The 25,661-nt window shown below is 74.1% G+C and carries 18 protein-coding genes and 1 pseudogene; 11 read left to right on the forward strand and 8 right to left on the reverse strand.

Annotated features, from left to right (window positions below):
• Positions 1–6: 6 nt before the first annotated feature.
• Entirely contained in the window at positions 7–1,431 is a 1,425-nt protein-coding gene (locus ACFSJS_RS06850) for a GntP family permease (protein ID WP_380897870.1), read from the reverse strand.
• Between the two features lie 697 nt (positions 1,432–2,128).
• On the opposite strand from ACFSJS_RS06850, the gene ACFSJS_RS06855 reads away from it, so the two are divergent.
• Positions 2,129–3,112, forward strand: a complete 984-nt coding sequence (locus tag ACFSJS_RS06855) for a glycoside hydrolase family 6 protein (protein ID WP_380897873.1) — start codon at positions 2,129–2,131, stop codon at positions 3,110–3,112.
• A gap of 33 nt (positions 3,113–3,145) precedes the next feature.
• Positions 3,146–3,586: a DoxX family protein gene (locus tag ACFSJS_RS06860; RefSeq protein WP_380897875.1), complete on the forward strand. Its 441-nt coding sequence runs from the start codon at positions 3,146–3,148 to the stop codon at positions 3,584–3,586.
• 50 nt (positions 3,587–3,636) lie between these two features.
• Here ACFSJS_RS06860 and ACFSJS_RS06865 read toward each other — a convergent pair whose 3' ends face one another.
• The gene (locus tag ACFSJS_RS06865; protein ID WP_380897877.1) at positions 3,637–4,920 is read right to left on the reverse strand and encodes an ROK family transcriptional regulator; all 1,284 of its coding nucleotides are present in this window, start codon (positions 4,918–4,920) and stop codon (positions 3,637–3,639) included.
• 461 nt (positions 4,921–5,381) lie between these two features.
• On the opposite strand from ACFSJS_RS06865, the gene ACFSJS_RS06870 reads away from it, so the two are divergent.
• The 5 genes from ACFSJS_RS06870 (at position 5,382) to ACFSJS_RS06890 (ending at position 13,443) form a co-directional block, all read left to right on the forward strand.
• Positions 5,382–7,067, forward strand: a complete 1,686-nt coding sequence (locus ACFSJS_RS06870; RefSeq protein ID WP_380897878.1) for an ABC transporter substrate-binding protein — start codon at positions 5,382–5,384, stop codon at positions 7,065–7,067.
• A gap of 95 nt (positions 7,068–7,162) precedes the next feature.
• The gene (locus ACFSJS_RS06875) at positions 7,163–8,152 is read left to right on the forward strand and encodes an ABC transporter permease (RefSeq protein WP_380897880.1); all 990 of its coding nucleotides are present in this window, start codon (positions 7,163–7,165) and stop codon (positions 8,150–8,152) included.
• A gap of 18 nt (positions 8,153–8,170) precedes the next feature.
• Entirely contained in the window at positions 8,171–10,084 is a 1,914-nt protein-coding gene (locus ACFSJS_RS06880) for a dipeptide/oligopeptide/nickel ABC transporter permease/ATP-binding protein (RefSeq protein ID WP_380897883.1), read from the forward strand.
• The gene (locus tag ACFSJS_RS06885; protein WP_380897885.1) at positions 10,081–11,088 is read left to right on the forward strand and encodes an ABC transporter ATP-binding protein; all 1,008 of its coding nucleotides are present in this window, start codon (positions 10,081–10,083) and stop codon (positions 11,086–11,088) included. The genes ACFSJS_RS06880 and ACFSJS_RS06885 overlap by 4 nt, the downstream gene beginning before the upstream one ends.
• Positions 11,089–11,262: 174 nt before the next feature.
• Entirely contained in the window at positions 11,263–13,443 is a 2,181-nt protein-coding gene (locus tag ACFSJS_RS06890; RefSeq protein ID WP_380897888.1) for a glycoside hydrolase family 36 protein, read from the forward strand.
• A 55-nt stretch (positions 13,444–13,498) separates the two neighbouring features.
• Here ACFSJS_RS06890 and ACFSJS_RS06895 read toward each other — a convergent pair whose 3' ends face one another.
• Positions 13,499–15,688: an alpha-galactosidase gene (locus tag ACFSJS_RS06895; RefSeq protein ID WP_380897891.1), complete on the reverse strand. Its 2,190-nt coding sequence runs from the start codon at positions 15,686–15,688 to the stop codon at positions 13,499–13,501.
• Between the two features lie 193 nt (positions 15,689–15,881).
• Here ACFSJS_RS06895 and ACFSJS_RS06900 point away from each other — a divergent pair, with 193 nt between their 5' ends.
• Together ACFSJS_RS06900 and ACFSJS_RS06905 are read left to right on the forward strand one after the other, a co-directional pair.
• Positions 15,882–18,368, forward strand: a complete 2,487-nt coding sequence (locus ACFSJS_RS06900; protein ID WP_380897893.1) for a glycoside hydrolase family 2 protein — start codon at positions 15,882–15,884, stop codon at positions 18,366–18,368.
• Positions 18,369–19,301 carry a LacI family DNA-binding transcriptional regulator gene (locus ACFSJS_RS06905; protein ID WP_380897895.1) on the forward strand — a complete coding sequence of 311 codons (933 nt, stop codon included), beginning with the start codon at positions 18,369–18,371 and terminating at the stop codon, positions 19,299–19,301. It begins immediately after the preceding gene.
• 274 nt (positions 19,302–19,575) lie between these two features.
• Here ACFSJS_RS06905 and ACFSJS_RS06910 read toward each other — a convergent pair.
• Positions 19,576–19,842: pseudogene (locus ACFSJS_RS06910) on the reverse strand (chaplin); the annotation flags it as partial.
• A 205-nt stretch (positions 19,843–20,047) separates the two neighbouring features.
• Between ACFSJS_RS06910 and ACFSJS_RS06915 the strand changes: the two are divergent.
• Both ACFSJS_RS06915 and ACFSJS_RS06920 read left to right on the forward strand, forming a co-directional pair.
• Positions 20,048–20,857: an SDR family oxidoreductase gene (locus tag ACFSJS_RS06915; RefSeq protein WP_380897896.1), complete on the forward strand. Its 810-nt coding sequence runs from the start codon at positions 20,048–20,050 to the stop codon at positions 20,855–20,857.
• Between the two features lie 220 nt (positions 20,858–21,077).
• Complete coding sequence (locus ACFSJS_RS06920; RefSeq protein WP_380897898.1) at positions 21,078–21,863, forward strand: VOC family protein; 786 nt, start codon at positions 21,078–21,080, stop codon at positions 21,861–21,863.
• 37 nt (positions 21,864–21,900) lie between these two features.
• On the opposite strand, the gene ACFSJS_RS06925 is transcribed toward ACFSJS_RS06920, so the two are convergent.
• The 4 genes from ACFSJS_RS06925 to ACFSJS_RS06940 are packed head-to-tail and all read right to left on the reverse strand — an operon-like array spanning position 21,901 to position 25,414.
• The gene (locus ACFSJS_RS06925; protein ID WP_380897900.1) at positions 21,901–23,634 is read right to left on the reverse strand and encodes a RecQ family ATP-dependent DNA helicase; all 1,734 of its coding nucleotides are present in this window, start codon (positions 23,632–23,634) and stop codon (positions 21,901–21,903) included.
• Between the two features lie 40 nt (positions 23,635–23,674).
• Positions 23,675–24,457 (reverse strand): metallophosphoesterase family protein, encoded by a 783-nt coding sequence (locus tag ACFSJS_RS06930; protein WP_380897902.1) that lies wholly within the window; start codon positions 24,455–24,457, stop codon positions 23,675–23,677.
• Positions 24,454–24,801, reverse strand: coding sequence for a BON domain-containing protein (locus tag ACFSJS_RS06935; RefSeq protein WP_380897904.1), 348 nt, complete (start codon positions 24,799–24,801; stop codon positions 24,454–24,456). The genes ACFSJS_RS06930 and ACFSJS_RS06935 overlap by 4 nt, the downstream gene beginning before the upstream one ends.
• Positions 24,788–25,414: a hypothetical protein gene (locus ACFSJS_RS06940; RefSeq protein ID WP_380898318.1), complete on the reverse strand. Its 627-nt coding sequence runs from the start codon at positions 25,412–25,414 to the stop codon at positions 24,788–24,790. Before ACFSJS_RS06940 ends, ACFSJS_RS06935 begins: the two co-directional genes overlap by 14 nt.
• Positions 25,415–25,661: the final 247 nt, after the last annotated feature.

A 25,661-nucleotide genomic window follows, 5' to 3' on the forward strand; every position in this document is an offset into this window, starting at 1 on the left:
GACCGCTCAGACCACCGTCCACAGGCCGAGCGCGATCAGGAAGGCCGTCAGGCCCAGGGTGGTCTCCATCACCGTCCACGTCCGCAGGGTGGTCCTGACGTCCATCCCGAAGAAGCGGCTCACCAGCCAGAAGCCGGAGTCGTTCACGTGCGAGAGCACGGTGGCGCCGGCCGCGACGGCCACCACCAGCAGGGCCAGTTCGAAGGCGCCCAGGCCGGCTTCGCCGGCCGCCCCCGCGATCAGCCCGGAGGCGGTGGTCAGGGCGACGGTGGCCGAGCCCTGGGCGACGCGCAGCAGGGCGGCGATCAAGAAGGCCTGGACGATGAGGGAGATGCCCAGGCCGGACAGGGAGTCGCTGAGGGCGGCCCCGATCCCGGAGAGCTCCAGCACGCCGCCGAACATGCCGCCCGCACCGGTGATCAGGATGATGGAGCAGATCGGGCCGAGGGCGCCGTCGATGATCTTGCCGACCCGCTCCATCGAGGCCCGCGGCCGTCCCAGCACCAGGATCGCGGCGAGGACGGTGATCAGCAGGGCCACCGGGGTGAAGCCCAGCAGGGCCAGGAACTCCGCCCAGTCCTCGCCCTCGTCGACGACCCCGGCGGTGACGAGCGTGTTCAGGACGGTGTCGAAGGAGATCAGGACCAGGGGGACCAGCAGCAGGCCCAGGACGGTGCCGAAGGAGGGCGGCCGCTCGCCCAGCTCCCGCGCACCCGTGCCGTCCGCACGGTCCCCCTCGCCGCGGCCGTGGCCGTCGCGGACCTCACCGAAGACGGCGTCGGGCAGCGACACCATGACGCGGGCCCCCAGGAACCGGGAGACCAGCAGGACACCGACGTACCACGCCGCCACCGCGATGGGGAGGCCCACCAGCAGGGTGGTGCCGATCTCCCCGCCGAGCACCTCGGCGGCGGCGACCGGGCCGGGGTGGGGCGGGACGATGGCGTGCATGGCGGCGAAGGCGCCCGCCGCGGGCAGCGCGTACAGCAGCAGCGAGCCGCCGAAGCGTCGGGCCACGGTCAGGATGATGGGCAGGAACACCACCAGGCCGGCGTCGAAGAAGATGGGGAAGCCGAAGATGAGCGCGGCCACACCGAGCGCCAGGGGCGCCCGGTGCTCCCCGAACCGGTTGATCAGGGTGTCGGCCAGCACCTGGGCCCCGCCGGTGATCTCCAGCAGCCGGCCGAGCATCACGCCGAAGGCGACCAGGAGGGCCACCGACCCGAGGGTGTCGGCGAAGCCGAACATCAGCACGTCGGGGATGTCGGCCAGCGGGAAGCCGACCGCGAGCGCGGTCACCACGCTCACCAGGACCAGTGACACGAAGGCGTGCAGCTTCACCTTCATGATGAGGAACAGCAGCAGGGCCACGGCGCCCGCCGCCATCAGCAGCAGTGTCGCCGTTCCGTAGGCCGGGTCGATCGCTTCCACGAAACCCACTCCAGGTTCACGTTCACATCGGCGGCAGTCCCGTCCGGGAGAACCGACGGCGGTCAGGGGCAACGGCCACCCTGCCCGGGGCCGCCACCTCCCACAAGTGGGGCGGCGGGGAGGATCCGGGGAAGGGCGGTACGCAGGTGGACACCTCTCCCCCCGGGCCCCCGCCAATCCCGGCTCCGGCGCCTTTCGCCCGCGCCCGCCCGCGGGGCCGTCCCGCCCGCCCGCGGGGCCGTCCCGCCCGCCCGCGGGGCCGTCCCGCCCGGCCGCGCGGGACGGCCCGGGCGGCGAACGACCGGCTTCGGGACCCGCATATGGAAGCGCTCCCACAGTCAGGCGGGCGATCCGGGCGGCTTCCGGAGGGATGGCATCCGGGGTGCGCCAGTTCAGAGGCGTTCTCCCGCTGCCTACTGTGCAGTTTCCCTTGACGGGGCAGGCGGTGTGACTACTCTCATTGGGAGCGCTCCCATCCCGTGTTCCAGATCACAGACTCCGGATCGGCGGTCGGCGGCCGACGGTCGGCGTCCACTGTGGCCCCGCGCCGCCGGTCCGGTGCCCCGCCCTCGGCCCCTTCCCGTATGGCATGGACATCTCAATCCAGGCCGTGCGGGCGGTGGACCGGACCGCGCGGCCGGGAGCCGTACCGCACCGCCGACGCGGGCGGGCCCCCGTCCCCCACCGAGGAGTACGCATGCTCCGCACGACCCTCCCCCGGGCAGGCCGCGCGCTCGCGCCGGCCGCCACCCTGGCCGCGGCCGCCACGGCGCTCCTGGTGCCGGGCGGTACCGCGCAGGCGGCCGACTCCCCCTACTACGTCAACCCCGCCACCCAGGCGGCCCGCTGGGTGGCGGCCAATCCGGGGGACCCGCGCACGCCCGTGATCCGGGACCGGATCGCGAGCGTCCCGCAGGGGCAGTGGTTCACCGCGACCAACACCGGTACGGTCCGCGCCGAGGTGGACTCGCTGGTCACGGCCGCCGCCGAAGCGGGCAAGACCCCCGTCCTGGTGGTCTACAACATGCCCGACCGCGACTGCGGCGGCGCCAGCGGCGGCGGCGCCCCGAACCACTCGGCCTACCGGCAGTGGATCGACGAGCTGGCCGCCGGGCTGGAGGGCCGCCCGGCCGCCGTCGTCGTGGAGCCGGACGTCCTGGCGCTGATGTCCGACTGCCAGAGCGCCGACCAGCAGGCCCTGACCCGCGAGTCGGTGGCCTACGCGGGCAGGGCGCTGAAGGCCGCCTCCTCCCGGGCGAAGGTCTACTTCGACGCGGCACACTCCAACTGGCACTCCCCGGCCGAGATGGCCGCCCGGCTGCGGGCCGCCAAGATCGCCGAGTACGCCGACGGGATCTCCACCAACGTCTCCAACTACCGCCGCACCGCCGACGAGGTCGTCTACGCCAAGGCGGTCCTGGCCGCGGTCGGTGCGCCGGAGCTGAACGCGGTGATCGACACCAGCCGCAACGGCAACGGGCCCGCCGGCGGGCAGTGGTGCGACCCGTCGGGGCGGGCGGTCGGGACCCCGAGCACCGACCGGACCGGTGACGCCCGGATCGACGCCTTCTTGTGGATCAAGCTTCCCGGCGAGGCGGACGGCTGCGCGGGACCGGCAGGCCGGTTCGTGCCGCAGCTCGCCTACGACATGGCCGTCGCGGCGCCGACGAGGAGCCGGTGAGCGGCGGTCCAACCCCCCCAGAGAGGACGACCCATGGAATTACTCGACAGGTACCGGGACCACGTGCTCGGGCTCTACCGGATGGTGGTGGGCCTGCTGTTCGCCTGCCACGGCGCGGCGACCCTGTTCGACGTGCTCGGCGGGCCCCACGGCGGGCACGTCCCCGCGGTGGGCCAGTGGCCCGCCTGGTGGGCCGCGGCCATCCAGCTCGTCGGCGGGGGCCTGGTGATGCTGGGAGCCGGCACCCGGGTCGCCGCGGTGGTCTGCTCCGGCTCGATGGCGTACGCCTACTTCGTCAAGCACCAGCCCGAGGCGCTCTTCCCGATCCAGAACGGCGGGGAGGCGGCGGCGATGTTCTGCTGGGCCTTCCTCCTCGTCGCCGCGCTGGGCCCGGGCGCCTGGGCGCTGGGCTCCCTGACCGGCCGCCGGGAGCGGGCGGACGGCGGTGAGCGGATGAGGGTCACCGCCGTGTGAGGCGCGGACGTCCGGCCCGGGCCGAGCCCGGGCCGGACCCGCGCGCGGGCTCAGGCGCCGGCGCGCCGCACGGGGACGGGTTCGGAGTCCGCCAGGTTCTCCGGCAGCCGCGGCCCCTGGCGCAGCGGCACCAGTTCGGACTGCAGCACCATGGCGGCCGCGCCGATCGCGGGAGCGGTGGCGGCGGAGCGGGAGAGGCGGACGTCGACGGAGTGCGTCGCACGGGAGAAGAAGGCCCGGTCCAGTTCCTCCTGCACCACCGGCAGGTACACCGACCCCGCGATCGCCAGCCCCGGACCGGTGAGCACCAGCAGTTCGAGGTCCATGACGTTGGCGAGGGTGCGGGCGGCCACCGCCAGATAGCGCGCCGAGCGCTCCAGGAGGGCGCGCGCCCCGGGCTCGCCGCGCCGGGCGGCCCGGGTGACGGCGGCGAAGTCCGCGGTCACCGAGGACCGCCGGCGCCCGGAGGGCCCGTCCAGCCCGGCGGCACGGGCCAGCACCTCGTCGGCGCGGGCCGCGGCGACCACCGCGGCGGGACCGGCCAGCGCCTCCACGCAGCCGCGCGCCCCGCACCAGCACTCGGGGCCGTCCACGGCCAGGCAGCTGTGGCCGATCTCGCCGGCGTTCCCGCTGGCGCCCCGGTAGGTCATCCCGTCGACCAGCAGGCCCGCGCCGATGCCGGTGCCCATGTACAGGGCGGCGAAGGTGGAGGCACCGCCGACGCCGCCGGACCAGTGCTCGCCCAGGGCCGCCGCCGTGGCGTCGTTGTCGGACACCACCGGCAGGCCGGTGGCCTCCTCCAGGGCCCGGTCGAGCGGGAAGTCCTCCCAGCGCCGCATCATCGGCGGGGTCAGCCGCATCCCGCTGGCGGGGGAGAGGGGGCCGGGGGAGACCAGGCCGAGTCCGAGCACCCGCTCGCGCCCGACGCCGACGCCGTCGATGAGCGCGTCGACCTCGGCCGCCATGCGCCCGACGACGGCGGAGGGGTCCTCGGCGCCCGCGCCCGCCCGGGTCATCCGGGCGACGACCGAGCCCCCGAGGTTGGTCAGGACGTAGGTGAGGCCGGCGTGGTCGAGGTGGACTCCGACCGCGTACCGGGACGACTGGTTGAGCTGGAGCAGCACGCGGCGCTTGCCGCCGGTGGACTCCGCCCGCCCGGTCTCCACCACCAGCCCGTCGTCGATGAGGCGGCGCACGACGGTCGAGATCGTCGCCCCTGTGAAGCCGGTCGCGTTGATGAGGCCGACCCGGCTGATGGTGCCCGCCGCGCGGATCACGTCGAGGACGGCCGCCCTGCTGCTCGCGTGGGCCGTCGCCCGTGCTGGTCCGCTCACTGCTCCTCCGCCCGCCCTCGTGGGGCGTTCACGCCGTCGCCCGCGGTCTGCGCGCGCCTGTCCGGACCGTTAGTTTATTTCCCTGCCGAACCCCGGCAAGCACGGTCGACGGGGGCTCCGGCCGCTTCCTCGCCCCCTCGGCCTTCCTCCTCCGGTCCCTGCGGCTCCCCGCCGTGCCTCCCGCCCGGCCCGGCATCCGGCCGGAAACGGCCCTCGCCGGACCGCTCCCGCCGTATCCTCCCCCCACGTCCCGCCGGCCCCGTACGGGAGACCGGCCGGGAGGAGGGGGCCCGCCCGCACCGGGACCCCGTGTCCGCGTCCGGAGCGAGGGGGCGGCGCACAAGTATTGACTTTCTTTCTTCGGCGACTTAACAATCGCCCCACATGAGCGGCCCCGCCCGCCGGCGAGAGGGTCGGACGGCGCACCGACGCGCCCCTCAGGACGAGAGGATCCTTCCACTATGTTCCAGCAAGCAAGACGCCGCCGTACGCGCGTCGCGGCAGCCGGGATGGCCGCGCTCGCCCTGCTGGCCACGGCCTGTTCGCAGTCGGGCGGAAGCGGCGGAGGCAGGGACGAGACCCTCGTGGTCTTCACCGGCCAGGCGGGCGACTACCAGGCCAACTTCAACCCGTTCTCGCCGACCCTCAACGAGGGGCCGGGCACCATCTTCGAGTCGCTGTTCTACTTCAACCAGGTCCGCGACGAGCCCGCCAAGCCGCTGCTGGGCACCGAGTACTCCTGGAACGCCGACGGCACCGAGCTGTCGATCACCCTCCGGGACGGCGTCAAGTGGTCGGACGGCGAGGCGTTCACCGCCGACGACGTCGTCTTCACGCTGGACATGATCTCCCGGCACAAGGAGATGAACAGCACCGGCTACCAGGGCAAGGCCGAGGCCGTCGACGACACCCACGTCAAGATCACCTTCGACGAGCCCTCCTACATGGAGGGGCCGCAGATCCTCGGCAAGGTCTTCATCGTCCCGGAGCACATCTGGAAGGACATCGAGGAGCCCGCCAAGGACACCGTCACCAAGCCCGTCGGCACCGGGCCGTACACGCTGGCCGACTTCAAGGGGCAGGCCTTCACCCTCAAGGCCAACCCCGGCTACTGGGACGGCGAGCCCGCCCTCAAGCAGGTCCGCTACATCGCGCTGTCGGGCAACCAGGCCGGTGCCGACGCCCTGAAGGCCAAGAAGATCGACTGGCAGACCGGCCCCGTCCCGGACATGAGGAACGTCGAGAAGAACTACCCGGGATACAAGGCCGTCACGGTCCCGCTGAACCAGACGGTCCTGATCACCTGCTCCAACGCCGACCTGGGCTGCAAGGGCCCGCAGACGGACCCGGCGGTGCGCAAGGCGATCTACTACGCCCTGGACCGCACCCAGGTCAACTCCCTGGCCTTCCAGGACACCGGCAGCCAGATCTCGCCCGGATTCGTGCCGGTGGAGAGCGGCAAGGAGATCATCTCCGGCAAGCTCAAGGAGAGCCTGGCCCCGATGGAGCCCAACGCCTCCAGGGCCGCGCGGATCCTGGAGGACGCCGGCTGGCGCAAGGGCTCGGACGGCGTCTACGCCAAGGGCGGCCAGAAGCTCGCGCTGACGGTCCGGGTCGTCTCCGGCTGGACCGACTACATCACCGCCGTCGACACCATGGCCGAGCAGCTGAAGAAGGCCGGCATCAAGCTGACCGCCCAGCAGTCCTCCTGGAACGAGTGGTCCGAGGCCCGCGGCCAGGGCGACTACCAGCTGGTGATCGACGCGCTGTACCCGGGGCCCACCCCCGACCCCTACTACACCTACAGCTACTTCTTCAGCACCGAGACCACCGCCAAGGTCGGCGAGGCGGCCAACCCGAACTTCGCCCGCTACAGCAACCCCGAGGTGGACAAGGCGCTCCGGGAGCTCAAGAAGACCTCCCCCGAGGCGGCCGACCGGCGCCAGGCGCACTACGACACCATCCAGACCGCCCTGGAGGAGGACATGCCGTACATCCCCGTCCTCACCGCCGGCACCACCAGCGAGTACCACGACGAGAAGTTCAGCGGCTGGCCGACGGAGTACAACCTCTACGCCGTTCCGGCCGTCTGGAGCCGGCCCGACCAGGCGCAGATCTACAAGGCCCTGAAGCCGGCAGGCAAGTGACCGCGCCCGCGGCGGCCGCGGCGGCCACTGCCGCGGCCGCCGCGGCGCGGCAGTGAACGGTTGTGAGGAGAGCACACAGTGATAGGCGGGAATCGGTGAGGTACTACGCCCGGAAGTTCGGGTTCTACCTCGTCGCCCTCTGGGCGGCGCTGACCTTGAACTTCTTCATCCCGAGGATGATGCCGGGCAATCCGGTGGACACCCTCATGGCGAAGCTGCAACAGCGCGGCGGAGTGGCCGACCCCTCGGTCCGCAGGTCCTACGAGTTGCTCCTGGGGACCAACACCGGTGATCCCCTGATCAGCCAGTACCTCTCGTACCTGGCCAACATGGCCAGGGGGGACCTGGGCATCTCGGTCAGCGTCTTCCCCGCCGAGGTCTCGACCGTCATCGGCGACGCGCTGCCCTGGACGATCGTGCTGGTGGGGATCGCCACCCTGCTGTCGTTCCTGCTCGGCGTCGGGCTCGGCGCCCTCGTCGGCTGGAAGCGCGGCTCCTGGCTGGACTCGCTGATCCCCGCCACCACCGTCCTGGCGGCGGTGCCCTACTTCTGGCTGGCGCTGATCCTGGTCGCGATCCTCGCCTCGGGCCTGGCCTGGTTCCCGATCAGCGGCGGCTACGACGTGATCCTGACCCCGGGCTGGAACGGCGAGTTCATCTCCTCCGCCGTCTACCACGGCACCCTCCCCGCCCTGACGATCGTGGTCTCCTCGGTCGGCGGCTGGCTGCTGGGGATGCGGAACATGATGGTCTCGACGGTCTCGGAGGACTACGTCCTCACCGCCCGGGCCAAGGGCCTGCGCGAGCGGCGCATCATGACCCGCTACGCCGCGCGCAACGCGGTCCTGCCGTCGGTCGCCGGATTCGCCATCTCCCTCGGCTTCGTGGTCTCCGGGTCGGTCGTCACCGAGCAGGTCTTCTCCTACCCGGGCATCGGGTCCAGGCTCCTGCAGGCCGTGGAGAACAACGACTACGCCCTGATGCAGGGGATCTTCCTGGTCATCACGGTGGCCGTGCTGGGCGCCAACCTGGTGGTCGACCTGCTGTACGGCCTCATCGACCCCCGCACCCGCGCCGGCCACTGAGAGCGAGGAACCGACACCGTGACGAACATCAACCCGCCCGCCGAGGCCGTCGACAGCGCGCCCCCGGACACCCCCGCCGGGACCACCGGTACCGGACCCGTCCCCCGGCGCGCCGGGAGCAGCGGCTGGCGCTCCCTGATGCCGCGCTGGTCGCCCAAGCTCGGCATCGGCCTCGGCCTCGTCGTCTCCCTCGCCCTCTTCGGCGTCCTGGGGCCGCTGCTGGTGGGCGATCCCGCCACCGTCCGCGACATCGGCATGACCCCGCCCAGCGGCGAGTTCTGGCTGGGCACCACCCAGACCGGCCAGGACGTGCTCGCCCAGCTGGCCCACTCCACCCGCGGCTCGCTCCAGATCGGCCTGCTGGTGGGCATCCTGGCCACCGTGCTGTCCGCGGTGTTCGGCGTCATCGGCGGCTACGTCGGCGGGGCGGTGGACGAGGGCTTCTCCCTGCTGTCCAACGTCATGCTGGTCATCCCCGGCCTGCCTCTGGTCATCGTCATCGCCGGCTTCGTCCCCGTCGAGCAGCGCGGCTGGTGGACCATCGCGGTGGTGCTGGCGATCACCGGCTGGGCGGCCTCCGCCCGGGTGCTGCGCGCCCAGACCCTCTCCCTGCGCAACCGCGACTACGTGGCCGCGGCGAAGGTGGCGGGCGAGAAGCCCTGGCGAATCGTTTCGGTTGAGATCCTGCCCAACCTCCTGCCGCTGATGGCCTCGCAGTTCGTGTTCGCCGTCATCCTGGCGATCCTCAGCGAGGCGGGCCTGTCGTTCCTGGGCCTGGGCGCCTCCAACTCCTCCACGCTGGGCAAGATGCTCTTCTACGCCCAGAACGGCTTCGCCCTCCAGTACGAGGCGTGGTGGTGGTTCGGCCCGCCCGGCCTGGTCATCGCACTCTTCGGCTGCGGTCTCTCCCTGATCAACTTCAGCATCGACGAGATCATCAACCCCAAGCTGCGCACCGCCCCGGCGGCCACCCGGCGCACCCGCCGCTCCGGTGGCGACCGCGGCCGCGCACCGCGTCCGGCGGCGGCCCCCGGGCGCGACGCCTCCGGCCGCGACGCCGTCCTGACGGTAGAGAACCTCAACGTGGTCTACCAGGGCGAGAAGCCCACCCACGCCGTCAAGGACGTCTCGCTCACCCTCGGCCGCGGCGAGATCCTCGGCCTCGCCGGCGAGTCCGGCTGCGGCAAGACCACCCTGGCGTACGCGATCAACCGGCTGCACCGGCCCCCGGCCGAGGTGACCTCCGGGTCGGTCGTCTTCCACGACCGCGACGGGAAGGACATCGACCTGCTGGCCCTGGAGAAGGAGGAACTGCGCGCCTTCCGCTGGTCGAAGCTGTCGATGGTCTTCCAGGGCGCGATGAACGCCCTCAACCCGGTGATCTCGGTCGGGGCGCAGCTGGAGGACGTGCTCACCACCCACCGCCCCGGGATGTCCGCCCGGGAGCGCCGCGCGCGGTGCGAGGAGGTCCTCCGCCTGGTCGGCGTCGACCCCCGGCGGCTGGACTCCTTCCCCCACGAGCTCTCCGGCGGCATGCGGCAGCGCGTCATGATCGCCATGGCGCTGCTGCTCGACCCCCAGGTGATGATCATGGACGAGCCCACCACGGCGCTCGACGTGGTCGTCCAGCGCGGCATCCTCAAGGAGATCCTGCGCTTCCGCGACGAGCTGGGCTTCGCGGTCGTCTTCATCACCCACGACCTGCCCCTGCTGCTGGAGCTGAGCGACCGGATCGCCGTCATGCGCGACGGCGAGGTGGTCGAGTACGCCACCGCCGAGGAGATCCACCGGCGGCCGCGGCACCCCTACACCCGCACTCTGCTCGACTCCTTCCCCAGCCTCACCGGGGAACGGGGCGCGTTCGTCCGCACCGGGGAGTCCAGCGCCCGCGAGCGCACCGACGACACCGTGAAGGAGGCGGGTACGCGATGACGACCCTCGACGTACGCGACCTGGTCAAGGACTTCTCCATCCGCTCCGGACTGCGGCACTCCAGGTTCCGCGCCGTTGACAACGTTTCCTTCACCCTGACGCCCGGCCGGACCGTCGCGCTGGTCGGCGAGTCGGGCTCGGGGAAGTCCACGGTCGCGAAGATGATCGCCCGTCTGGAGAAGCCCACCGCGGGGCGGATCACCGCCACCGGCCCCGACGGTCGGCAGGTCGCCGACCGCGCCTACCGCGACCACGTGCAGATGGTCTTCCAGGACCCCTTCGCCTCGCTCAACCCGTTCCACACCGTCGAGCACCACCTGGCCCGCCCGCTGCTGCTGCACGGCCGGGCCAGGGGCCGGCAGGAGGTCAGGCGCGCGGTCGAGCAGCTGTTGGAGCGCGTCAACCTCACCCCCGCCGCCGACATCGCCCGGCGCCGCCCCCACGAGCTCTCCGGCGGCCAGCGCCAGCGCGTGGCGATCGCGCGGGCCCTGGCGCCGGGCGCCCAGGTCGTCATCGCCGACGAGCCGGTCTCCATGCTGGACGTCTCCATCCGGCTGGGCGTGCTCAACCTCCTCGCCCGCCTCCAGCGCGAGGACGACCTCGCCGTCCTGTACATCACCCACGACCTCGCCACCGCACGGCACTTCTCCGACGACATCCTGGTGATGTACCGGGGGCGCGTGGTCGAGCGGGGCCCGGCGGACGAGGTCATCCTCAACCCCCAGCACCCCTACACCAGGCTCCTGGCCGCCGCGGCGCCCAACCCCGACGCCGGGGACCGCGGTCGGCTCGCCCGGGAGCCGCGCGTCGAGCCGGCGGGCGCCTCCGGCCTCGCCGGCGGCGATCCGGGGTGCACCTTCCGGGACCGCTGCCCCTCGGCGACGGACGCCTGCTCCCGGCTGCCGGAGGACTTCGAGGTGGGCTACGACCACTACGCCAAGTGCTGGCTGCACGCCGGCGGCGGTCCCGGGAAGCAGCCGGACGCCGAGGGCGCGGCCGCCTGACCGCGGGCCGTCCGACCACGGGGCCCGGGCCCGGTCCGTCCGGGAGGGGCCCCGGCGGGCGGTCCCGTGGGCCGGCGGCGCGCCACCGGACCACGGGACCGCCCGCGGGCCGGAGTCCCGAGGGCCGGGACCCGGGAACCGCAGGCCGGTCACCCCGGCACGAGGAGGCATCCCATGTCCCGATCCCTGCTGTCCTGGTCGGGTGGCGGAGCGCGGCTGACCCTGGCGTTGGGCGGGGACGAGCCGGTCGCCCTGCTCTCCCTGCGCCCGGCGCACGCACCGGCCGCACCACCCGGCGATGCGCCCGGCGTGCCGCTGGTGGAGGTGCTGGCGCTCGGCCACGGCCGCTTCCCCGGCAGCCACCGGTACGCCGACACCGTCGTCGGCCGCCGGCTGCGCCACACGGGCCACACCGAGTCCCGCGCCGAGACGCCCGCCGGGCGGGTCGGCGAACTGCGGGTGGAGCAGGCGGATCCCGTCACCGGGCTGACCGCCACCAGCGTCTTCCGGGCCGTCGAGGGGGTGCCGGCCGTGCGCACCTGGACCGAACTGGCCCTGGCGGGCGAGGGGGAGGTGCGGATCCAGGCCGTCACCTCGGCCGTCACCGGTGCCTTCCTCGCCGACTCCGGGCTCCCCCTGGAGGAGTTCGACCTGCTGTACGGCGACTGCGACTGGGTGGCCGAGTCCCGCTGGCACCGCGTCCCGCTGCGCGAGGCCGGGCTGCCGCAGACGGACCCGGCGGCCCACCACCACGCCTCCCGCAGCCGCTTCGCCCTGACCTCCCGCAGCTCGTGGTCGACCGGCGAGCACCTGCCCACCGGGGCGGTCGTCGCCCGGGACGGCTCCTGGGCGCTGGCCTGGCAGATCGAGCACAACGGGGCCTGGCACTGGGAGGCGGGCGAGACCATGGCCGGCGCCTACGTGGCGCTGCTGGGCCCGACCGACGCCGAGCACCAGTGGAGCACGGCCGTGACGGCCGGACGCGGCTTCACCACCGTGCCGGTCTCCCTGGCCGTGGCGGCGGGCGGCGGCGCGGACGGCGGCGGCCCGGACGGCGCCCTCGCCGCCCTGACCCGGCAGCGCCGCGCCCTGCTGCGCGGCCGGGCGCCGGGAGGCACACCGCCGCTGCCGGTGGTCTTCAACGACTACATGAACACCCTCATGGGGGACCCCACCACCGAACGGCTGCTGCCCCTGGTCGACGCGGCGGCCGGGGCCGGGGCGGAGTACTTCTGCATCGACGCCGGCTGGTACGACGAGGACGGCCACTGGTGGGACAGCGTGGGGGAGTGGCGGCCGTCGGCCACCCGCTTCCCCGGCGGGCTGGCCGAGGTCACCGACCGGATCCGGGCGCACGGCATGGTGCCGGGCCTCTGGCTGGAGCCGGAGGTCGTCGGAGTGCGCTCACCGCTCGCCCGGCGCCTGCCCGAGGAGGCGTTCTTCCGCCGCCGCGGCGAGCGCGTGGTCGAGCACGGCCGCTTCCACCTGGACCTGCGGCACCCGGCGGCCACGGCCCACCTGGACTCCGTCGTCGACCGCCTGGTCGGCGACTTCGGCACCGGCTACCTCAAGCTCGACCACAACATCATGCCCGGTGCCGGGACCGACACCGGCGGCGCGGCCCCGGGGGAGGGCCTGCTGGAGCACAACCGCGCCCATCTGGCGTGGCTCGACGCGCTGCTGGAGCGCCATCCGGGACTGCTGGTGGAGAACTGCGCCTCGGGCGCCATGCGCATGGACTACGCGCTGCTCTCACGGCTGCACCTGCAGTCCACCTCCGACCAGCAGAACCCGTTGCTCTACCCGCCGATCGCGGCCGCGGCCCCCGCGTCCGTCCTGCCCGAGCAGGCCGGCAACTGGGCCTACGCGCAGCCGGAGATGACGGACGGGGAAGCGGTGTTCACGCTCGCCGGCGGCATCCTGGGGCGGCTGTACCTGGCCGGCCGGCTGGACCGGATGGACGCCGGACGGCTCGGCCTGGTCCGGGAGGCGGTGGCCGTCCACCGGGCCCTGCTGCCGGAGATCGCCCGCGCCCTGCCCCTGTGGCCGCTCGGTCTGGCCGGGCCGCCCGGGCCGTGGGTGGCGACGGGGCTGCGGGTGCCCCCGCCGGACGGCGGAGCGGGCGGGGACGTCCTGCTGACGGTGTGGCGCAGGCCCGGTGCCCCGGCGGCGCTGGAGCTGCCCGTCGCACCCCTGCGCGGTGCGGACGCCGCGCCCGAGACGGTCTTCCCCCCGCCGCGGGGCACCGGCGCGGCCGACTGGCCGCTGGAGTGGGACGCCCGGCGCGGGACGCTGCGGCTGACCTGCCCGGTGCCCGCGCCCGCCGCCCGGGTGATCCGGCTGCGCCGTCGCTGACGGCCCGGCGGCGGCCCGGCCCGGGGGGCGGCCGGCCGCCCCCCGGACCCGTGCCTCACACCCGCGTCGCGCGCAGCAGCACCAGCCGCTCGGGGTAGAGCACCGGTGCCTGGAGCCCGGCGCCGTCCAGCACCCGGCCCGGCAGCCGGACCCCCTCCTGCGTCCACCACGGCAGGAGGGCGCCCCAGTGGTGGGCGTTGCCGTCCGGCAGGTCACCGGGCGGCTGCGGCCGCACGTGGTAGACGGCGTCGGGGTCGAGTCCGGGCAGCCTGACCGGCCCGGGCGGGTACAGCTCGGAGGAGGCCGTGGCCACCAGCGCGTACACCGCCTCCGAACCGTCCTCGGCGACCACGCCGTGCAGGTGGTAGGCCGGGTCCGGGTGGTCGGCGCGGACGGACGTGCCGGTGTGGAGCAGCCCGCGCAGCTCCTTGTGGAGGGCGACCCACTCGCCCAGCCGCGCCAGCTCCTCCGGGCTCGCGGCCGTCAGGTCCCACTCGATGCCGAAGTGGCCGAACAGCGCCGTGCCGGCCCGGAAGTCGAGCGGGTGGCGGCGTCCGGTGGTGTGGGCCGTCCCGGAGCCCACGTGGGTGCCCATCAGCTCCGGCGGAATCAGCACGCCCGTCCAGCGCTGGATCTGCTGCCGCTCCAGGGCGTCGATGCAGTCCGAGACCCACACCCGGTCGGTGCGCTGGAGGATCTCCAGGTCGACCCGCCCGCCGCCGGAGGAGCAGGACTCGATCTCCACCCCGGGGTGGCGGCGGCGCAGTTCGTCCAGCAGCCGGTAGACCGCCAGCGTCTGGCCGTGCACGCCCGCGCGGCCGGTGGGCCGGTGCCCGGCCTCCACCAGGTCCCGGTTGTGGTCCCACTTCAGGTAGGAGATCGGGTGGGTGCTCAGCAGCTCGTCCAGGCGTTCGAGGATGTGGGCGAAGGCCTCGGGACGTGCCAGGTCGAGCACCTGCTGGGAGCGGGCCGCGCCGGGCAGCCGGCCGCCGGTGGCCATGATCCAGTCGGGGTGGGCGCGGGCGAGGTCGGAGTCCTCGTTGATCATCTCCGGCTCGACCCAGATGCCGAACTGCATCCCCAGGCCCGTCACGTGGTCGATCAGCGGGCCCAGGCCGTCGGGCCACACCTCCGGGGAGACGTACCAGTCGCCCAGGCCCCGGCGGTCGTCGCGGCGCGAGCCGAACCAGCCGTCGTCCAGGACGAAGCGCTCGGCGCCCACCGTCGCGGCGGCGTCCGCCAGCCGGCGCAGCCGCTCCAGGTCGTGGTCGAAGTAGACGGCCTCCCAGGTGTTGAGGGTGACCGGGCGGGGCGTGGAGGGGTGGTGCGGACGGGAGCGCATCCAGCGGTGGAAGCGCGCGGAGACCTCGTCCAGGCCGGTGCCGTGGGAGCCGTACTGCCAGGGCGAGGTGTAGGACTCGCCCGGCGCCAGCTCCACCTCGCCGGAGAGCAGCAGCTCGCCGGAGCCCAGCAGGGAGACGGAGTGGAAGGTGCGTTCGGCGAAGGTGCGGTGGTTGCCGGACCAGGCGGTGTGCACGGCCCAGACCTCCCCGGAGCGGTTGCCGAAGCCGGGGGTGCCGGCGGCGAGCAGGTAGGCGCTGTCGTAGCCGGTGCGGCCGGTGCGGTTCTCGCGCATCCGCAGCCCCTGGGTGAAGGCCGTGCGCTGCGGGCTGCGCTCCCGCAGGTGGTGCCCGGTGAAGTCCAGCAGCTCGGTGGCGGCGGCGGGCACCGGCAGGGTGAGGTTCACCGCGTCGAGCGCGAAGGGGGAGGAACCGCGGTTGGTGACCGCGGCGCGCTGGCGCACCAGTCCGGAGGCGGTCAGCTCGATCACCAGCTCCAGTTCCAGCTCGGCGCCGGCATCGTGGGCGAGGACGGTGAGGCGGCCGCCCGCCCCGCCGCCGGGGGCGGGTTCCTGCGGTACCGCCAGGTGCGCCTCGCGGACGGCGAAGGCCGTGGAGAAGTCCCGTCCGCCGCGGTTGCCCACCAGGCCGGGGGTGCCCAGCCAGCCTGCCGACTGCTCGGGGAGGACGGCCACCTCCACGGGGGCGTCCACCGAGAAGCCGATGGGCTGCGGCCGCCGGGCGAGCCGGAGGTCCCGCAGCCGTCCGGGGTCGAGGTCGCCGAGGTCGCAGCCCCAGTGCAGCACCCGCGGGAGGGTGCCGCCGGTCAGGTCGAGCACGAGGCCGACCCCGCCGGCCCGCAGGTACGTCACCTCGGGAGGGAGCGAAACGGAAGATGGTGCCACGGTGGTCTCTCCGTCCTGGCCGCATGCGCCGTTGACTTACTTAATTCGGTGGCGTAAGAATCTCGGGCGACGATACTCGGCTCGCGAGGGAGAAATCCACCGGCGACCGGCCCCTTCCTCCCACGGCCCCAGAAACGACCCGCCCCGACCCGCCGTGCCCCCGGCGGAGCGACCGACCTAGGAGTGAGCGCCGATGATCCGCCAAACCCTGCACGACGGCTGGCAGTTGTCGGCGACCGCCGGACCGGTGCCGGAGGGCGTCGCGGGCCGGACGGTCCCGGCGTCCGTCCCCGGCAGCGCCCACCTGGACCTGCTGGCGGCCGGACTGATCCCCGACCCCTACCTGGACCGCGCCGAGGAGGAGCTGGTCTGGGCCCACCGCACCGACTGGCGCTACGACCTGGCCTTCGAGGCGGAACCCGCCGGCCCCGGCGAGCGCGTGGACCTGGTCTTCGAGGGCCTGGACACCGTGGCCACCGTCGAACTGGACGGGGCGGTGCTGGGCAGCACCGCCAACATGCACCGCAGCTACCGCTTCGACGTCCGCGCCGCCCTGGCCGGCGGCGCCCGCGAGCACCGGCTCGCCGTCTCCTTCCGCTCCGCCCTGGAGTACGCCGAGGAGGTCGAACGCCGCCTCGGCCGCCGCGACCACGTCTACCCGCACCCTTTCAACATGGTGCGCAAGATGGCCTGCAGCTTCGGCTGGGACTGGGGGCCGGACCTCCAGACGGCCGGCATCTGGAAGCCGGTGCGCCTGGAGCGCTGGCACACCGCCCGCCTGGCCCGGGTGCGCCCGCTGGTGACGGTGGACGCCGACGGCACCGGCCGCGCCGAGGTCCACGTCGACGTCGAGCGCTCCGGCCCGGCCGGGGACGCCGACCTGGTGCTGACCGCCGTCGTGGCCGGCCGCACCGGGCGCGTCACCGTCCCGGCGGGGCAGACCTCCGCGCAGGTCGCCGTCACCGTCCCCGGTGCCCGGCTGTGGTGGCCCGCCGGGCACGGGGAGCAGCCCCTGTACGACCTCGCCGTCACCCTGGAGGCACCCGGGGACGGCGAGCCGTTGGACACCTACGAGCGCCGCATCGGCTTCCGCACCGTCACCGTGGACACCACCCCCGACGAGATCGGCACCCCCTTCACGGTCGTCGTCAACGGCAAGCCGATCTTCGTCAAGGGCGCCAACTGGATCCCCGACGACCACTTCCTCACCCGCATCACGCGCGAGCGCCTCGAACGCCGCGTCGACCAGGCCGTCGGCGCCCACATGAACCTGCTGCGGGTGTGGGGCGGCGGCATCTACGAGACCGAGGACTTCTACGACGTCTGCGACGAGCGCGGCGTCCTGGTCTGGCAGGACTTCCCCTTCGCCTGCGCCTCCTACCCCGAGGAGGAGCCGCTGTGGAGCGAGGTCGAGGCCGAGGCCCGCGAGAACGTCGCCCGCCTCACCCCGCACCCCTCCCTGGCCCTGTGGAACGGCGCCAACGAGAACATGTGGGGCTTTCGCGACTGGGGCTGGCCCGAGCAGCTCCAGGGCCGCACCTGGGGCCTGCGCTACTACACCGAGCTGCTGCCGTCCGTCGTGGCCGAACTGGACCCGACCCGCTTCTACTCCGCCAACAGCCCCTACAACCCCGGCATGCCGGTCGACGGCACCCACCCCAACGACCAGGACCACGGCACCCGGCACGAGTGGGAGGTGTGGAACCGGGTCGACTACACCCACTACCGCGACCACGTCCCGCGGTTCTGCTCCGAGTTCGGCTTCCAGGGCCCCCCGACCTGGGCGACCCTGACGCGGTGGATCCACGACGAGCCGCTCACCCCCACCTCGCCCGCCTTCCTGCTCCACCAGAAGGCCGAGGAGGGCAACGACAAGCTCGACCGGGGCATGGCGCCCCACCTGCCCGCCCCGAGGTCGTTCGAGGACTGGCACTGGGCCACCCAGCTCAACCAGGCCCGCGCGGTCGCCTTCGGCATCGAGCACTTCCGCTCCTGGTGGCCGCGGACGGCCGGCTCGGTCGTCTGGCAGCTCAACGACTGCTGGCCGGTGACCTCCTGGGCGGCGGTCGACGGCGACGAGCGCCCCAAGCCGCTGTGGTACGGACTGCGCCACGCCTACGCGCCGCGGCTGCTGACCGTCCAGCCCCGCGACGGCCGGCCCGTCCTGGTCGCGGTCAACGACCACGACGGGCCCTGGACGGGCGAACTGCACCTGGAGCGGCAGACCTTCTCCGGGGCGGTGCTGCGGACCGTTAAGCTTTCCCTCGACGTGCCGGCCCGCTCGGTCGCCGGCATCGAGCTGGATCCGTCACTGGTCAGCCCGGAGAACGCCCAGGAGGAGGTGCTGGTGGCGACAGCGCAGGACGTACGCGCCGTCCACCTCTTCGCCGAGGACCGCGACCTGGCCTACGACCCCGCGGCGCTGAAGGCCGAGGCCGTCGCGGTCGAGGGCGGCTACCGGGTGGACGTGACCGCCTCCTCCTTCGCCCGCGACGTGGCGGTCCTGGCCGACCGGGTCGCCCCCGACGCGGTGGTGGACGAGATGCTGGTACCGCTGCTGGCCGGCGAGACGCGCTCCTTCACGGTGCGCACGGCCGCCGAGGTCGACCCCGCCGCGCTGACGGACCCGCTGGTGCTGCGCTCCGCCAACTCCCTGAGCGCCCGGGTGGTGCGGTACTGAGTGGACGCATCCGGTGGCGGGGGGACGAACGCGGTGGACGCGGGCAGCGGTTTCTCGGGAGCCGTCGGGCTGGTGCTCGCGCGCCCCGCGCGACTGCTGGGCATCGAACCGTTCTTCATGGAGTTCATCGCCGGCATCGAGGAGCGCCTGGCCGAGCGCGGGCTGTCCGTCCTGCTGCACGTCGTGGCCGACCAGGAGGCGGAGGTCGCCGCCTACCGGCGGTGGGCGGAGCGGGAGCTGGTCGAGGCGGTCGTGGTGGTCAACCGCACCGTCGCCGACCGGCGCCTCCCCGTCCTGCGGGAGCTGGGGCTGCCCGCCGTCCTGGTGGGCGCGGGGGACGACCTCGGGGAGCCGGGCGGAACCGGCGGCCCGGGGAGCCGGGCCATGCCCGCCGTCCGCACCGACGACGCCGGGCCGGTGCGCGAGGCCCTGGCCCACCTGCTCGACCTCGGCCACCGGCGCATCGCCCGGATCAGCGGGCCCGCCGACCTGCTGCACACCCGGGCCCGCACCGAGGCGCTGGTCGAGGGGTGCCGCGAGGCCGGCATCGAACCGGTGGTCGTCGAGGGCGACTACTCCGGCGAGGCGGGCGCCGGGCTCACCCGGGAGTTGCTGCGCGGCCCGCAGCCGCCCACCGCGATCCTCTACGACAACGACGTGATGGCGGTGGCCGGACTGGGCGCGGCACGGGAGCTGGGCGTGGCCGTGCCGGACCGGCTCAGCCTGATCGCCTGGGACGACTCCACGCTGTGCCGGCTGGCCTCTCCGCCGCTCACCACCATGAGCGTGGACGTGCACCGGTACGGCGTGCTGGTCGCCGAGTCGGTGCTGGAGCTGGTGGACGGGGAACCGGTCGCCGAGCGGTGGTCCCCCACCGCCCGGTGCGTGCCCCGGGGCAGCACCGCGCGCTGCCCCGTCCGCTCCACGGCCTGAGGAACCCCCGCCCCGGGGCGGGAGAACGCGCAAGGACCTCCGGGGGGAGGGCCCTCTTGGGGCCCTCCCCCCGGAGGTCCGCATCGGTTCCGGCTGCTCGGGCCGCCGGAACCGGACACGCACGACGGCGTCAGCGGCTGCCCTTGTGCTTGCCCTGGCCGCCCTTGCCGTGGTCCTTCTTGCCGTGGTCCTTGTTCTGCTTCTTGCCGTGGTCCTTCTTGTCCTGCTCCTTCTTGCCGTGGTCCTTCTTGCCGTGCTCCTTGTTGTCCTGCTCCTTCTTGTCGTAGCCCTTCTTCTGGCCACCGTCGTTGATGCAGGTGTTGCCGAAGGCGGGGTTCAGCAGCCCGACCACGCCGATGGTGTTGCCGCACACGTTCACCGGGACGTGGACCGGCACCTGGACGACGTTGCCGGAGACGACACCGGGGGAGCCGATGGCGGAGCCCTGAGCCCCCGCGTCGGCGGCGGCGGAGCCGGCGGTCCCGGCCAGTGCGACACCGGCGACGACCGTCACGGCGGCGGCCTTGGCGAAACGCGACATGAAAAGTCACTCCTTGGTTGCGGACATTCGTCCGGCCGCTCAGCCGTCGGCGGCCGGTGCCGTGTCCAACGGCGGGCCCGGCCGCGAGGTCACCGCGGTTAGGCCGAATGGTGGTCGCAGATCACCCGTCCGCCCGGCGACCTCCCGTTTCACGGCGCGGTACCCGGGTACCGGATCCCGGCCCGACCGCCCACGAGGAGGCCTGATGAACGCGCAGAGCGCACCCACCACCCGTGTCGCCGTGATCACGGGAGCGGACTCGGGGATCGGCCGTGCCACCGCCGTACGCCTGGCCGAACAGGGGATGGACGTCGGCATCACCTGGCACGAGGACGAGCGGGGCGCGCACCGCACGGCCGAGGAGGTGCGCTCCCACGGCCGCCGGGCCGCCGTCGCCCGGATGGACCTCACCGAACTCCCCGGCGCCGCCGACGCGATCGACCGGCTCGCCGACGAACTGGGCAGGATCGACGTGCTGGTCAACAACGCCGGGACCGGCACCGCCACCCCCTTCCTCGACCTCGACCTCGACACCGTCCGGCAGGTCCTCGACGTCGACCTCGTCGGGCCCTTCCTGTGCGGTCAGCGCGCCGCGCGCCGCATGATCCGGCAGGGGGAGGGGGGCAGGATCGTCAACGTCACCAGCGTCCACGAGCACCAGCCCAGGGTCGGCGCCGCGCCCTACTGCGCGGCCAAGGGCGGACTCGGCCTGCTCACCCAGGTCATGGCGCTGGAGCTGGCCGCCGACGGCATCACCGTCAACGCGGTGGCACCGGGGGAGATCGCCACACCGATGACCGGCCAGGAGGACACCGACGTCCGCGCCGAGAAGCGGCCCGGCATCCCCGCGGGACGGCCGGGCGACGCCCGGGAGGTGGCCGCCGTGATCGCCTTCCTGGCCGGGGAGGACGCCTCCTACGTCACCGGCGCCTCGTGGTCGGTGGACGGCGGGATGCTGCGGATGGGACCGCAGGCCGGATCCCACCTGGAGAGCGACTCCTGGCGGACCCCCTGAGCCGGGCGGCGGGCGGCACGGGCGCCGGGACCGGCCGCCCGGTTGCTCCGGTTGGTGGCCCCCGGTTTCCCCGCGGCGGCGCCGGCGGGCAGCATCGGTGTCCCGGGGGGCGGCCGCCGGACCGCAGCGCGACCGCCGTCCACCCCTTTCGGAAGCGACCAGCCCGCCACGAGCCGGCGGCTCGAGCGAGACACGACGAGACACAGTGTGGTGATCGGCCGTGACGGAGACCGTGCGCGCGCCCCAGGGCGCACCCTGCTGGGCCACCCTGCTGGCCCCCGACCTGGGAGCCGCGCAGCACTTCTACGGGGAGCTCCTGGGCTGGCGGTACCGGCCCGGCTCGCAGAAGCTCGGCCACTACGTGGTCGCGCTCGCCGACGGGGTCCCGGTGGCCGGGCTGGGCGAGGCCAGGGACAGCCTGCGCGTCCTGTCGTCCTGGACCCCCTACTTCGCCTCCGACAGCGTCGACAGCGCGGCCGGCCGGGTGCGGGAGCGCGGTGCCACCGTCGCGGTGGGCCCGGTCGGCTTCGGCGCGGGCCGGGTGGCCTGGGCCGCCGATCCGGCCGGGGCGCTCTTCGGCATCTGGGAGGGCGGCGTCGACCCGGAGTGGCGGGCGGGGAGCCGCCTCAACGCCCCCTCCTGGCTGGAGCTGCGCACCCACGACGCCTTCGCCGCCGCCCTCTTCTACGGCGAGGTGTTCGGCTGGGACAAGGGCGACCCGGAGCGCTACGACATCCGCTACGAGCACGAGCGGGTGGTGCTGCGCATCGACGGGCACACCGTGGCGGGACTGAGCAGCGGCGCGGTGGAGGACGCCCCCGATCCGCGGGTGCGGCCCCACTGGCACCTCCACTTCGCGGTGGAGGACGTGGACGCCTCGGCGGTCCGGTCGGCGGAGCTGGGCGCCGAGGTGGTGTCACCGCCCGCCGACACCCCCGCGGGCCGGCTGGCGGTCGTCCGCGACCCGCAGGGCGCGCTGTTCTCGCTGGAGACCGCCGGCTCCTGAGGGAGGGCGGGACCGGGCCGGCCGCGGCCCGGAGGGTTCAGTCCCCGGCCCCCTCGGCGAGCGTGAGCAGCCCCTGCCCGACCACGGTCTCCAGGGACAGGGTGCGGTACCCGACCGTGTCGAACAGCACGGTGATCCGGTCCTCCTCCTCGCTCATCACCAGCCCCTCGCCCCATTCCCGGTGGAGCACCCGCGCCCCGCTGCGGAACCGGCCCGCGTCCGGCCGCGGGGCCTCGTCGCGGTCGCCGCGCTCCTGCGCGAGGTGCCCGAACTCCTCCCGCCCCTCCTCCTCGCGGGCCCGTTCGGCCAGGCAGGTGTCGCAGTTGCCGCACGGCGGCTCGTACTCCTCGCCGAAGTAGCCGAGCAGGAAGCGGCGCCGGCATCCGGTGGCCTCGGCGTAGCCGCGCATCATCTCCAGCCGGGACCGCTCCATCCTGCGCCGCGCCTCGGCCACCTCGACCGCGCGGTCGGCGGCCTCGTGCGGGCGGAGGTCGCCGGCGGGCACCAGTTCGCCGTCGTCCGTGGTGTCCACCGCGCCCGCCTCCTCCAGGAGGTTGACGGTGGCGGTGAGACGGTTGGCCGACAGCCCGGTCAGCTCGCGCAGCCGGGCGGTGGACAGCGGGGCGCCGTGGCGCCGGATCCGCGCGGCGACGTCGGCCAGCACCCGGGGGTCGGGACGCCCCCCGGAGAAGAACCTGCGCAGCCCCAGGTCCTCGGGCCGGTAGTGCAGTACGGCCAGTGCCGGGGCGCCGTCCCGGCCCGCCCGGCCGATCTCCTGGTAGTAGGCGTCGGGGGAGCCGGGTACGGAGGCGTGCAGCACGAACCGCACGTCGGGCTTGTCGATGCCCATGCCGAAGGCGGAGGTGGCGACCACCACGTCCGACTCGCCGTCGAGGAAGGCGTCGTGGGCCCGGGAGCGCTCGGCCGCGCGCAGCCCCGCGTGGTAGGGGACGGCCGACAGGCCGAGCTCCGCCAGCCGCGCCGCGTACTCCTCCGTCTCCCTGCGGGTGGCCGTGTAGACGATGCCGGGCTTCGGCTCCCGGGCGGCCCGTTCCACCACGGCCCGGCGCTTCTCCTCGTCGTCCCGGAACCGGCGCACCTCCAGCCGGAGGCCGGGCCGGTCGAAGCCGGCGACGATCCGGGCCGGGTCCTCCATGCCCAGGCGCTCGACGATCTCCTCCCGCACGGGAGGGGCCGCCGTGGCGGTCAGGGCGAGGACGGTGGGCCGGCCCAGCCGCTCCACCGCGTGGCCCAGACGCAGGTAGTCGGGGCGGAAGTCGTGGCCCCAGGAGGAGACGCACTGGGCCTCGTCGACGACGAAGAGCGAGGGCCGGGTGCGCGCCAGGCGCTCCAGCACCTCGTCCTTGGCGAGCTGCTCGGGGGAGAGCAGGAGGTACTCGGCGTCCCCCTCGCGGACGGCGCGCCACGCCTCGGCGGTCTCACCGGCGGCCTGGTCGGAGTTGACCGCGACCGCATCGGGCGCGTCGCTCCCCGACAGCCCCTCGACCTGGTCGCGCTGGAGCGCGAGGAGGGGCGAGACCACCACGGTGGGGCCGGACAGCAGTACCGCGGGCACCTGGTAGACGGCGGACTTCCCCGCACCGGTGGGCATCACCACCAGGGTGTCCCTGCCGCGCAGCACCTGCCGCATGGCCTCGGCCTGGCCCGGGCGCAGCTCGTGCCAGCCGAAGACCTCGGCGGCGACGCGCCCGAGCCGGTCGAAAGCGGTGTCGTCCGTGCCGGCGCCGGCCGGCTCGGGGGTGTCGGACATGGCCGGTTCCCTCCTTGGGCCCGGCGGCGGGCCCGAAGTCTCAGCGGGACGCCTCGACCAGCGCGTCGGCGCCGCTGCCCTGCTCCTCCGTCCCGGCCTCGCCGGCCCGGAGGTGGTAGACCGCGAAGGCGCGGCGGATGACCGGCTGGGCGACGTTGCGCACCCGCACCCCGCCGCTGGTCATGCCGTGCTCGGTGCCGGCGTGGGCGTGCCCGTGGACGGCCAGGTCGGCACCCGCCTCGTCCACCGCCTCGGCCAGCAGGTAGCTGCCCAGGAAGGGGTAGATCTCCAGCGGCTCCCCGGCGAGGGTGTCGGGCACGGGGGAGAAGTGCGTCAGGGCGACGCGCACGGCGCACCCCTGCCGGCCCAGTTCCTCCAGGGAGGCCCGCAGGCCGTCCGCGCAGCGGCGGCTGTAGCGGATGAACTCCTTCATCACCGGTTCGCCGAACTCCCCGCCGCTGCGCCCGGCGAACCCTCCTCCGAAGCCCTTGGTCCCCGCCACGCCGACGGACGTGCCGCCGACCTCGAAGACCGCCGCCTCGCCCTCCAGGACGGCCACGCCCGCGTCCCGCAGCAGGGCGGCGACCTCCTCGGGCCGCTCGTCGTGGTGGTCGTGGTTGCCCAGCACGGCGACCACCGGCACGCCCAGGCCGGCGACCTCGTCAGCGACCACCCGCGCCTCCTCGGGCGTCCCGTGGCGCGTCAGGTCCCCGGCGAGCAGCAGGAGGTCGGCGCAGTCGGGCAGGGTCTCGAAGGCCGGGCGCAGGACGCCCCTGCTGTCCGGGCCCATGTGGATGTCACCGACGGCTGCGATGCGGATCATGCGAGTTCCTCCGGACGGTCGGGGGCCGTGGCGTCGGCCACGACGATGTCGGTCCGTACCGGCACGCCTGCCAGCTCTTCCTCCGCGATGCGCACGATGGTGTCGCGGCACTCGGTGGTGGGCGCGGTGCCGCTGACGACCACGGTGCCGCCGCGGGTCTCCACGCGCATGCCCAGCTCGGCGATCTCCTCGCGGACGAGCCGCTCCTGGAGGTGGGCGATGCGGTACTCGATGTTCTCGGCCTGCTCCGGGGCGGCGGACCCGGACGGGCGCTCCGCGCCGCCTCCCGGGCCCGCCCCCGGTGCCTGCGGCCCGCCGGTCCGCCGAACGTCACGGTCCGTCATGGGGCTCCTCCTCCGGTTCGATGACCTGCAGGCGCTCCAGCAGGTAGAGAAAGGCGTCGGGCATGGGGGCCGCACCGCACTCGCGGCGCACCCGGGACCAGTCCACCTTCTCCCGCAGGGCCCGCGCGATCGGCAGGACGGCACCGAAGTCGCAGTGGTGCTCGGTGAAGGCGTTCAGCAGGGAGGCGATCAGGTCGGTCACGGCCAGGACGGGCATGCGGACCGACTCCACCGGCAGCATCTCGGCCCGCTCCAGCAGCTCGCGGGAGACCGGCTGCCGCGCCAGCTCGAAGATCAGGTCGATGTCCTGCCCCAGGCACCGGGCCTTGAGCAGCCAGTCCTCCGGCGGGGTGTAGACCTCGAGCCCGGCGTCGCGGAGGGTGTCGGCCACCGCGTCGGCGTCCTCGGGGAGGATGCAGAAGTCGGCGTCGTGCTGGAGGTTCCCGGGCCCGCCGTGCGCGTACACGGCGACGCTGCCGGCCAGCGCGAAGGGGTGGCCGGCGGCCTTCAGCAGGGAGGCGACCTGCTTGGTGGCCTCCAGGATGGCCTGGGTCAGGTTCGGGGGCAGATCCTGGGGTGCGGGGCCCTCGTCCACGCCGAGGTGCTCGCGCATGCCGCCGGGGTCGCCCGTCGGGCGCGGGCCGGCCGCCGCGTTCCATTCGGCTGTCGCCGCCTCGCCCGGGTGATCGGTCACAGTCACTCCGCTCTCCACGTCGTCGTCTCCTCGCCCCCGCCGGCGGTTCGCGGTCGCGGCCCGTGCCGGCCGGGCGCACGTGTCCGGAACGGGCCCGAAGGCCCTCCCACGAGACCACCGGTACCCGTCGTCGTCCGTTCGATACCGGCGGATACCGGATGCGGGG

The organism is Streptomyces desertarenae (genome assembly GCF_042681365.1).
Taxonomy (GTDB): Bacteria; Actinomycetota; Actinomycetes; order Streptomycetales; family Streptomycetaceae; genus Streptomyces; species Streptomyces desertarenae.

What these genes read in the sequence shown, in the direction of transcription:
- ACFSJS_RS06855 (WP_380897873.1), top strand. Translation starts at nt 2,129, where the DNA reads ATGCTCCGCACGACCCTCCCCCGGGCAGGCCGCGCGCTCGCGCCGGCC.
- ACFSJS_RS06860 (WP_380897875.1), top strand. Translation starts at nt 3,146, where the DNA reads ATGGAATTACTCGACAGGTACCGGGACCACGTGCTCGGGCTCTACCGG.
- ACFSJS_RS06870 (WP_380897878.1), top strand. Translation starts at nt 5,382, where the DNA reads ATGTTCCAGCAAGCAAGACGCCGCCGTACGCGCGTCGCGGCAGCCGGG.
- ACFSJS_RS06885 (WP_380897885.1), top strand. Translation starts at nt 10,081, where the DNA reads ATGACGACCCTCGACGTACGCGACCTGGTCAAGGACTTCTCCATCCGC.
- ACFSJS_RS06890 (WP_380897888.1), top strand. Translation starts at nt 11,263, where the DNA reads ATGTCCCGATCCCTGCTGTCCTGGTCGGGTGGCGGAGCGCGGCTGACC.
- ACFSJS_RS06900 (WP_380897893.1), top strand. Translation starts at nt 15,882, where the DNA reads ATGATCCGCCAAACCCTGCACGACGGCTGGCAGTTGTCGGCGACCGCC.
- ACFSJS_RS06915 (WP_380897896.1), top strand. Translation starts at nt 20,048, where the DNA reads ATGAACGCGCAGAGCGCACCCACCACCCGTGTCGCCGTGATCACGGGA.
- ACFSJS_RS06925 (WP_380897900.1), bottom strand. Translation starts at nt 23,634, where the DNA reads ATGTCCGACACCCCCGAGCCGGCCGGCGCCGGCACGGACGACACCGCT.
- ACFSJS_RS06930 (WP_380897902.1), bottom strand. Translation starts at nt 24,457, where the DNA reads ATGATCCGCATCGCAGCCGTCGGTGACATCCACATGGGCCCGGACAGC.
- ACFSJS_RS06935 (WP_380897904.1), bottom strand. Translation starts at nt 24,801, where the DNA reads ATGACGGACCGTGACGTTCGGCGGACCGGCGGGCCGCAGGCACCGGGG.
- ACFSJS_RS06940 (WP_380898318.1), bottom strand. Translation starts at nt 25,414, where the DNA reads ATGCGCGAGCACCTCGGCGTGGACGAGGGCCCCGCACCCCAGGATCTG.